At 49.3% G+C, this 10663-nt stretch carries 4 protein-coding genes; 1 reads left to right on the top strand and 3 read right to left on the bottom strand.

Annotated features, from left to right (window positions below; genetic code table 11):
- Positions 1-540: 540 nt before the first annotated feature.
- Positions 541-1938, top strand: a complete 1398-nt coding sequence (gene fumC / locus ABD846_RS06685) for a class II fumarate hydratase (RefSeq protein WP_344824236.1) — start codon at positions 541-543, stop codon at positions 1936-1938.
- Between the two features lie 90 nt (positions 1939-2028).
- Here fumC and ABD846_RS06680 read toward each other — a convergent pair whose 3' ends face one another.
- From ABD846_RS06680 to ABD846_RS06670, 3 genes are all read right to left on the bottom strand, one after another.
- Positions 2029-3807, bottom strand: a complete 1779-nt coding sequence (locus ABD846_RS06680; protein ID WP_344824234.1) for a T9SS type A sorting domain-containing protein — start codon at positions 3805-3807, stop codon at positions 2029-2031.
- 6 nt (positions 3808-3813) lie between these two features.
- Positions 3814-6975, bottom strand: coding sequence for a beta strand repeat-containing protein (locus ABD846_RS06675; RefSeq protein WP_344824231.1), 3162 nt, complete (start codon positions 6973-6975; stop codon positions 3814-3816).
- Between the two features lie 6 nt (positions 6976-6981).
- Positions 6982-10663, bottom strand: a 3682-nt coding sequence (locus ABD846_RS06670; RefSeq protein WP_344824229.1) for a beta strand repeat-containing protein, incomplete at its 5' end; no start/stop codon positions are given.

The following is a 10663-nucleotide window of genomic DNA, read 5'->3' as shown; positions in this document are numbered from 1 at the left end:
TACTTTCCGCAATCGGATACAGGGAACTTAAGAGAACTAATTTTTTATATGTTTTAAATGTTTAACCCGTAGTCCGGGAAACAGGTCTTGTAGTTCAAACTCCGTTCCGCGTGCCAGCATTTTACACACTCCTTTTGTAGTGTATGTGATCATTACTCCCCACTTTATACCGGGTTATACACTACAAAGGTTTGGATGGGGCACTCCTGCCTGCGCGCGCCTCGCAAGGACGCGCAACGAGAAACCCACTCCCCTCCAATGGACGGGAAATACGCGTGTGTGAGCGGCGTGCAAGAAAGATTGCTCCCGATAGTGATCGGGACTGCTCCTACACGAAGGGGCTATGTGCGTCTCGCAATGACGCGAAAAGATGGGCGGCGCTCAATACGAAGCGAATCCCTCCCGATAGCTAGCTGCATCTCCTCTCCCGGCAACTATCCTTACGGACCAAATTGACAAAAGCATTCTATAGAATAATAGTACCTTTGCCGGCGTCAATTTTTATCTATTCATCTCTCAAAATCATAAATAGCCACAACAATGGATTACCGCATTGAAAAAGACACCATGGGTGAGGTAAAAGTACCTGCAACCGCCTATTATGGCGCGCAAACCCAGCGTTCTATCGACAACTTCAAGATTGCCCAGGATATCAACCGCATGCCTAAAGAGATCATCAAGGCGTTCGCCTATCTTAAAAAAGCGGCAGCTATCACCAATGGTGAACTGGCAGGCCTGGCTCCTGAAAAAGTGAAGTTGATCGGACAGGTCTGCGATGAGATCCTCGAAGGCAAACTGGACAATGAATTCCCGCTTGTGGTATGGCAAACAGGTTCCGGTACCCAAAGCAATATGAACGTGAATGAGGTGGTGGCTTACCGCGCACATGTACTGAACGGCGGCCAACTCAGCGATAAAGACAAATTTATCCACCCGAATGATGACGTGAATAAGTCTCAGTCGTCCAACGATACTTTCCCTACGGCGATGCACATCGCAGCTTATAAAATCCTGATGGAAACGACGATCCCGGGCATTAAAAAGTTGCGTGATACTCTGGCTCAGAAATCCAGAGAGTACATGCATATCGTGAAAATCGGACGTACGCATTTTATGGATGCCACTCCAATCACCCTGGGTCAGGAACTGAGCGGATACGTATCTCAACTGGATCACGGTCTGAAAGCAATCAATAATACACTCGCACACCTGAGCGAACTCGCTCTGGGCGGAACTGCAGTAGGTACCGGCATCAATACTCCCGAAGGCTACGCAGTGCATGTTGCGGGTAAAATTGCCGAACTCACCGGCCTGCCTTTCGTTACCGCTGAAAATAAATTTGAAAGTCTTGCCGCGCACGATGCCATCGTGGAAGCGCATGGAGCGCTGAAGACGGTTGCGGTTGCTCTGATGAAAATCGCAAACGATGTGCGCATGCTCAGCTCTGGTCCCCGCAGCGGTATCGGTGAAATCATGATTCCGGATAATGAACCGGGTTCTTCGATCATGCCGGGCAAAGTGAATCCAACGCAATGTGAGGCGCTCACAATGATCGCTGCCCAGGTAATGGGTAATGATGTGGCGATCGGGATCGGCGGTGCTACCGGTCATTTTGAACTGAACGTGTTCAAACCTGTAATGATCTACAACTTCCTGCACAGCGCCCGCCTGATCGGCGAAGGTTGTGTATCTTTCAATGACAAGTGCGCGGCAGGTCTCGAACCAATTGAAAAAAATATTCAGGCCCACCTGAATAACTCATTGATGCTGGTCACTTCGCTGAACACAAAAATCGGCTATTACAAAGCTGCAGAAATTGCACAGACCGCACACCGTAAAGGTCAGACACTGAAAGAAACGGCAGTGGAACTCGGCTATGTAACGCCTGAAGAGTTCGACGCATGGGTAGATCCGAAAACGATGGTTGGAAAAATCTGATACTTCTGAAACTACAAAAAGTCGGCTCCAACCAGAGCCGACTTTTTTATTGGACGGATTTGATACCATCCCGATACAAACAGGTTGTTTTTATTGATGCACCTTCACAAACTTAATGGCAGTGGTTGTAAAGCGTGGGCCTGACTGTACGCGCACGATATATGTCTCGTCTGCAAGGTCCCGCACATTGATTGTGTGTGTAGCCCTGTCTGTTTTAGCCTGGTACAGCGGTTGTCCGGCCAGGTTGAGCAGGACAAGATCGGAATTCCCCGTCATACCGGTAATAGTGATATACTCGCTTGCCGGATTGGGGAACAAATGAATTTCCGGGTCGAGCATCTGGCAGTTCACGGAAACCTTGGTAACTGCGCTTAAAGAGTAGCTTCCCATAGGGTCCAGCAATGCTATACGGTAATAATAATCGCCGGTTTCCGGGGGCAGATCACGGAACGTGTAGGTGCTGCTGTCACCCTGTGGCTGAAACGTTCCCACAACAGAAAAATTCACGCCGTCTGAGCTTCTCTGAACCTGGTATTGTATCACTCCGAATTCCGATCCTGACGAAAATTCGACTACGGCATTACAATTATCCGGGAAAGCTGTAATCATCCAGACCTGACTCGTTTTTAAAGGGCGGAATCCGGTTGATGATTTGGTATAATAAGCATAGGGGCTCGATGCCGACGTCGCCAGCCATTTGTAGGTGCGCCAGTTTAATTCTGCCGCAGCAACGGCCCCGAAAGAAGACAATATACCTGGTTGCGACTTAGTTGCTTTATTCAATTCCCAATATCCGGGATTCCAGAAATCGCCGTCACTGTTCGATGTATCGAGACCGTAGCGGGTTACAAAATTCGCATCAGAATCAAATTTCAGATTATTGGAAGCGCTGTTATGCTGCAAAGCGATCGTTGAAGGTATTTCAGATCTGTCTGCATAAATATTCCAGGTATAATTCATACCGTCTGCTTCACGCCACAATTGTTCCTCTATAGAAGTGCTGAGATTGTAAGGCTTTACATTCACGTGATAGGTATTGGAAAATACGGACTGTATACTTGCCGGAGTATATTCCTCCGGACGCGGGCCCAGAGGGAAGGTCCAGGGCCCTCCGTCCAGTCTTTGCTTCACCACGTGTCCGTCTCCGTCTGTGATCGCGAATCCGTGGGGGCCATAATTAAGTACAGACCCATTGGCTGTAAAGATCAGATCGTTATTACCCAGAAAAAGCATCCCATCCGCTACATCCCATTGCAGTGATCCCTCGATCATTGCTGCAGAATTACTGAGGTAGACACCATTACTGTTTTGCAAACGTATAGCCGCGTCCATAGCGGACGATGCGCCCTCCCAGTATTGTGCGGAAGCACCTCCTGAATACCCCTCCAACGCTTTAGTGCCGGCAAGCCAGTCGGGTGCTATATCCGGCCGTGTCCCGACAAAAAGGAGCTCACCACCAGCTTCGCTGTTAGCGGGCAGTCCGTCCTGAAAACTTGCATAAATGGTATTCTTCCAGCGGTTACCGTAGAAATAAATATGAGCTCCTTTATGTGCGATGATGGCGCCGCCATTCTGGACATCTCCATACAAATGCAGCGATCCGCCGGGAAGAATCTCCAGTACGCCGCTGTTTGTAAAAGAGCCGAAAACGGCGAGGTCTCCGGTATTCGTTATCTGAAGGTTGCCTTTGGCCGCAATCTCCACATCACCACCCATAGCACGGGTACCGTTAATACATTCCCGTGTTCCGATATACGTTCCGAACACGCCGGTAAGTCCCTGTTGTCCAAGTGCAGCATTACCTATAAGCAGCAATGCAATAAAAAATGTCAGGATGGAATATTTCTTTACAACTATCATTATATGCATACACTTTTATGGGACAACGATCCCTCCGGGTTCAACAACAACAGTATTGGCAATAGAGAAACCGCCTTTATTAAGCGTGGCTCCGCTTTTTACGGTAATAGCCGATGATCCGAAAGCATTAACATGTCCGGCCCTGATAGTACCGGCAGTAACAGTAACGGGACCGCTGAAGGTATTGCTCCCGATCAGCAGTAAGGTTCCTGTTCCGGTCTTATTAATGCCATTGGGCGAATGGTTGACACTATTCATAACTGTCGAGGCAATCGAAAGCGTCTTACCGGAATTTACGCTGATGGTAAGAATCGGTGCGCCGTTTCCTCCTATACGGATACCGTTATCAGAACCGCCTATGTCGGATATAGCAGCGTTATTGGTTACCGATAAAGTTCCCGAAAGCTGAAACGAACGGAGGGAGGCATTTGCGCCGCCATTGCATTGTACCGAGCCACCGTTAAGGACAAGGCCCCATAATGAATTAAAAGAGTTATTAGAGCGCAGTGTAGCACCACTGTTGAGCGTTAGCGAGCAGGAAGCCGTGGAGTCCGCCGTTCCCCACGTATCATTACGGTCCAGGCGAACTACTGCGCCGCTATTGACGATAATACTTCCGGGCACAGCCGTTTTACCACTGCCGGAAAAAGTAAGCGTGCCGGCATTTACAGTGGTAACGCCAGTATACGTATTTGCATTCCGCAGATTAACGGTTCCCGTACCTTTCATAGTGAGCTTGCCGGTTCCGCTGATCAGGTTATCAACAGTTACCGAATCGCTGCGGTTAAATATTACTTCCGCATTATCGATAATCCCTCCAGGTCCCACCATTCCGGAAGTCCCCCCGTTTCCTATCTGGAAAGCACCGGTTGCAATGCTGGTAGTGCCGGTGTAAGTATTGGTTGCGGTAGTCGTATACGTTCCGGTACCGCGTTTGAATAACGATACTGTACCCGTACCGTCGGAAACCGGGGTAGCCCAGATACGGCTCTTATTTTTCCCACCAAACGTAAGCACATGACTACCGGCAACGGAGGAGGAAACGCCCCCCCACCCCGGATTGAGATCTCCGAATGTGTACGTTCCACCGCCGACAGAACTCAGGTTGACCCACGCAATCGCCACACTGTCTGAATTAGAGAATGCTGACAAAGTGGTATCAAACCGCACCTCACCGTTTGAGGTAAAGGAGCCTGTGAAGGCTGCATTGTTCCCTTTTAGTGTAAGCCCCCATACTGTTTGGAAAAACTTACCGGCTCCGGTGATATTGCCCCGCAATGCAGGATAAGAACCCCAGGGTGGCTGTAACTGGTAAATAAGCGATGCTCCGGCGGCAATCGTTACCGTTCCGGAGTGAATACCGAAAGAATTCAATCCGCCGTTACGCGTAATCATAGTGCCGGCGTTAATAGTTACATTCCCCGTTAAAAGTGACAGATATAAGTCCAGGGTGCCATTACCATTTTTAGTAAACTGGCCGCTTCCGTAAAAAACCGCAGGACTATCCACGCGTAATGTCTTTCCTGCGGCGACATTGATGGGAGCACTTGAAAAAATCATACCGCTTAGCCCATCCACGTTATCAGCGCTTATAACCGAGTTTTCGGTAACGTTCAGTCCACCTTTAATCTGTAACGACTTCCATGAGGCAGACACACCTCCCAGCATAAATACAGATCCGCCTGCAAGCACAGGATTGACTATAGTACAAAAACTACGGTTAGTATAAAGGGTACCCCCGGGGAACACTGTTATTTTAGCGCTGGAAGTTGTACTTGCACTTCCCCACAAATCTGCACGATTTATACATAAAGTTCCATATACGTCGATATTCCCTAGGGGCCCGGATGTAGTTTTTACAGGAGCCATAACAAGCGTGGACCCTGTATCAATGCGTGTTACTCCGGTATAGGTATAAGGTTTTGCAGACCGGAACGAAACGAAACTTTTGTTACGTATCCATACGCTGCCGGTTCCGGTAATTGCCGATCCCATCACTGTGTTCCTGCTTTTGTTGATAACAAGTACCGCATTATTCCGCAGGTCAGTTGTGCCGCCCGGAAGACAACCCAGCGAATCTCCGTTTCCGAGAAAAAGCGTATCCGTATTCACCACGGTACTTCCGCCGTAATGACCGCTATTTGCCAATATCAGTCGTACTCCGGTATCCGGCCGGATACAGAGAGATTTGCCTGGATTAGGGAAAGAAACGGTATCGGCACCTCCGGAAAACCAATACACCCGGAAGCCGCTTCTTGTAGACAAAACGGAAACCGACAGGGAACTTCCGATCGCCAGTGCCGGGTAAGTATCCGGATAAGCAATGATCACACCGCCGCTGGACCCGTTGAATTGCTGACCGGTAACCGAATTACCACCACCGCCGCCGCAACCGCGCCCTGTTACACCTGATGTACCGTAAGCGGTACGACCCGATGTAGTCGATCCATTGGTAGATGGATTCCGACGGGATGAACCGCCTGCGCCATAATAAACGGAAGCTCCGGTAATGCTGCTCAACATTCCCGGTCCAGCGTTAATTCCCGAAGCAGAACCACCTGCACCACCGCCACCAGCACCGGCTGCACCGCTTGCCTTTACCGAAAATGCTCCGGCATTCGCATTCCCGCTCGCACCACCCACTCCTGCTATGCTGGAATCGGGGTTTGAAAATGCACCTTTCCCTCCCAGGGCAACAATTGAACCTAAAACAGACTCCGATCCATCACGTCCTGAATAAGCCGGATTCCCTGACCAGCCGCGCGTAGCGCTGTCTGCAAAATAACCACCTCTTCCTCCGGCTGCGCCGCAGGAAACAAAGACCGATCCTGCAAGCCGTACCGTTCCGGTGACGACCTCGCCGCCACCGCCACCTCCTCCATAGTAGCGTGCATTACGCCCGCCGTCTCCGCCCCCACCTGCACCAACAACCAGGTATTCAACAGGAATACCCGTGGAATCTGAAATATCTGATTTAAGAATGTATGTTTTACCAGGCACACCTTTTTCCAGCGTGTCATTAAATCCAATTAAAATTGGTGCATTAAGGTCATGAATGGGCTCATGACTGATATGCAGGTTATTAGACCTGTCGGCCAACTGCTGCATATACCACTGGCCCGGTTGTGCCGCAGCTGGTAAAGGGCATAAAAGTAATATCAGAAGATAACGCTTCATTGTGGCTTATCTGAAATCTTTAGTAATAATGGCATTAAAGTTGGTGCCGTCGAAGAAGAACGACACAATATCAACAGCGTTTGCAGCCGTACTGAGTGTGGGAACAACTCCTGAAGGCCACTTCGTATTTGCCGGCCAGGAAGTGATCGTGCGTCCGCCGCTGGCATCCTGCACGATCTTAACCGTAGCAAAAGTCCCGGCTCTGGCATTTGCGATGGAAAGCGCTGCGTTTGTTCCGAGTGTGAGCTCTGCCGATGTTCCGGATGCAAAATCCCAGGATACAGTCGGTCCGGAAGTAAGCGTAAGCATTCCGTTTATCACAGCAGGTGTAATAATTGAACTGTCTGCTTTAATAAATCCTCCAACGTCGAGAGTCGCCGAATTCGTGTTTTTACCAATGCTCACATTTCCGGTCTGATAAATAGATTGTGTATTGCTATCAGCCTTGTTCACACCGCCAACTACCTGCCAGGGTTCTTTTAAAACAGAACTCAGATTTATCCTGCGCAACACATTATCGGAGCCGATCATTAAAACACTGTCAGCGCTGCTCCCACTCTGCAGGCCAGCTATTGCCAGTGTATTGACCGCATCCGCAGTGATTGTGGTGGGCATATTCAGCGATCCACCGAGAACAACTTTTTGCGCATTCAGATTCAGACCGTTTTCGGCGAGACGAGCATAGAAACTCAGCATGGCAGCAGTATCCGAGATATTTACTTTTTCATCCAATGTCGTCCTCAACGCAAGTGCAGTATCCATTAATGCGCCACGAATAACAGCTGCGGTATCAGCTAAGGAACTCTCTGTTGCAGCAATCGTACTTCTCAGACTAGCGGCAGTATCAATGATTGCAGCGGTATTATTATCAATTCCGGCGCGAAGCGCAGCAGACGAATCGGTCAACGCCACATTGGCTGCATCAATCGCAGAACGCAAAGAAGCAGCAGTGTCAATGATTGCAGTGGTATTATTATCGATTCCGGCACGCAGCGCAGCAGAAGAGTCGATCAATGCCACATTGGCTGCATCAATCGCAGAACGTAAAGAAACAGCAGTGTCAATGATTGCAGCGGTATTATTATCGATTCCGGCACGCAACGCAGCGGACGAGTCGGTCAACGCCACATTGGTTGCATCAATCGCAGAACGCAAAGAAGCAGCAGTGTCAATGATCGCAGTGGTATTATTATCAATTCCTGCACGCAACGCAGCAGAAGAGTCGATCAATGCCGTATTGGTTGCATCGATTGCCGAACGTAAAGACGCGGCAGTGTCGATGATAGCAGCGGTATTATTATCGATTCCGGCACGCAACGCGGCAGACGAGTCGATCAACGCTGCATTTGTTGCATCAATCGCAGAACGTAAAGAAGCAGCAGTGTCAATAAGCGCAGTGGTATTGTTGTCGATTCCGGCACGAAGCGCAGCAGAGGAGTCGATCAAAGCCGCATTTGTTGCATCGATTGCAGAACGTAAAGACGCAGCAGTGTCGATGATAGCAGTAGAATTATTATCAATTCCGGCACGCAGCGCAGCAGAAGAGTCGATCAATGCCGCATTGGTTGCATCGATTGCCAAACGTAAAGACGCAGCAGTATCAATGATTGCAGCCGTATTATTATCGATTCCGGCACGCAACGCAGCAGATGAATCGATCAACGCCGCATTGGTTGCATCGATTGCTGAACGTAAAGAAGCAGCAGTGTCAATGATCGCAGTGGTATTTTTATCAATTCCGGCACGCAACGCAGCAGATGAGTCGATCAACGCCGCATTGGTTGCATCGATTGCCGAACGTAAAGACGCAGCAGTGTCAATGATCGCAGTGGTATTTTTATCGATTCCGGCACGCAACGCAGCGGAAGAGTCGATCAATGCCGTATTGGTTGCATCGATCGCTGAACGTAAAGACGCGGCAGTGTCAATGATTGCAGCGGTATTATTATCAATTCCGGCACGCAACGCAGCAGAAGAGTCGATCAACGCCGTATTGGTTGCATCGATCGCTGAACGTAAAGACGCGGCAGTGTCAATGATTGCAGTAGTATTATTATCGATCCCGGCACGCAGCGCAGCAGAAGAGTCGATCAACGCTGTATTGGTTGCATCGATTGCTGAACGTAAAGACGCAGCAGTGTCGATGATCGCAGTAGTATTATTATCGATTCCGGCACGCAACGCAGCAGACGAGTCGATCAACGCTGCATTGGTTGCATCAATCGCAGAACGTAAAGACGCAGCAGTATCAATGATCGCAGTGGTATTATTATCAATTCCGGCACGCAACGCAGCAGAAGAGTCGATCAACGCTGTATTGGTTGCATCGATTGCCGAACGTAAAGAAGCGGCAGTGTCGATGATAGCAGCGGTATTATTATCAATTCCGGCACGCAACGCAGCAGAAGAGTCGATCAACGCCGCATTGGCTGCATCGATTGCCGAACGTAAAGACGCAGCAGTATCAATCAGCGCGGAAGCGGTCGTATTAATTGCGGTACGCAGCGCAGAGGCTGTATCGATAATTGCTTTTGTATTGACATTAATGCTGGTACGCAACGCCGAAGCAGTATCAATCAGCGCAGAAGCGGTCGTATTGATTGCACTACGCAACGCAGAAGCAGTATCTATAATCGCAGCAGTATTTGTGTTTATTCCTGCACGCAACGCGGCAGAGGAGTCGATGATTGCTTTTGTATTGACATTAATGCTGATGCGCAGGGCAGAAGCGGTATCAATCAGTGCAGAGGCTGTCGTATTGATTGCACTACGCAGGGCAGAGGCGGTATCGATAATTGCTTTTGCATTGATATTAATGCTGGTGCGCAGCGCAGAAGCAGTATCAATCAGCGCAGAAGCGGTCGTATTGATTGCACTACGCAACGCAGAAGCAGTATCTATAATCGCAGCAGTATTTGTATTTATTCCCGCACGCAACGCGGCAGAGGAGTCAATAATCGCTTTCGTATTGACATTAATGCTGGTGCGCAGGGCGGAAGCAGTGTCAACCAGCGCAGAAGCGGTCGTATTGATTGCACTACGCAACGCAGAAGCAGTATCTATAATCGCAGCAGTATTTGTATTTATTCCCGCACGCAACGCGGCAGAGGAGTCAATAATCGCTTTCGTATTGACATTAATGCTGGTGCGCAGGGCAGAAGCGGTATCAATCAGCGCAGAGGCTGTCGTATTGATTGCACTACGCAGGGCAGAGGCGGTATCGATGATCGCAGCGGTATTTGTGTTTATTCCTGCACGCAACGCGGCAGAGGAGTCGATGATTGCTTTTGTATTGACATTAATGCTGGTGCGCAGGGCAGAAGCAGTGTCAATCAGCGCAGAAGCGGTCGTATTGATTGCACTACGCAGGGCAGAGGCGGTATCGATGATCGCAGCGGTATTTGTGTTTATTCCTGCACGCAACGCGGCAGAGGAGTCGATAATCGCTTTTGTATTTACATTAATGCTGGTGCGCAGCGCAGAAGCAGTATCAATCAGCGCAGAAGCGGTCTTATTGATTGCACTACGCAGGGCAGAGGCAGTATCGATGATTGCTTTTGTATTTACTTTAATGCTTGTGCGTAGCGCCGAAGCTGTATCAATCAGATAACTGATCTGAGCGTAGGGTGCCAACATAGCTGAAGTATCAATGTATTTAACGCCCGATATTTTAGACAAATAAGGAGCG

This window comes from Rurimicrobium arvi (genome assembly GCF_039540495.1).
Classification (GTDB): Bacteria; Bacteroidota; Bacteroidia; order Chitinophagales; family Chitinophagaceae; genus Rurimicrobium; species Rurimicrobium arvi.
The sequence above is the reverse complement of the archived record's forward strand: the minus strand, read 5'-3'. Positions and strand labels throughout refer to the sequence as shown.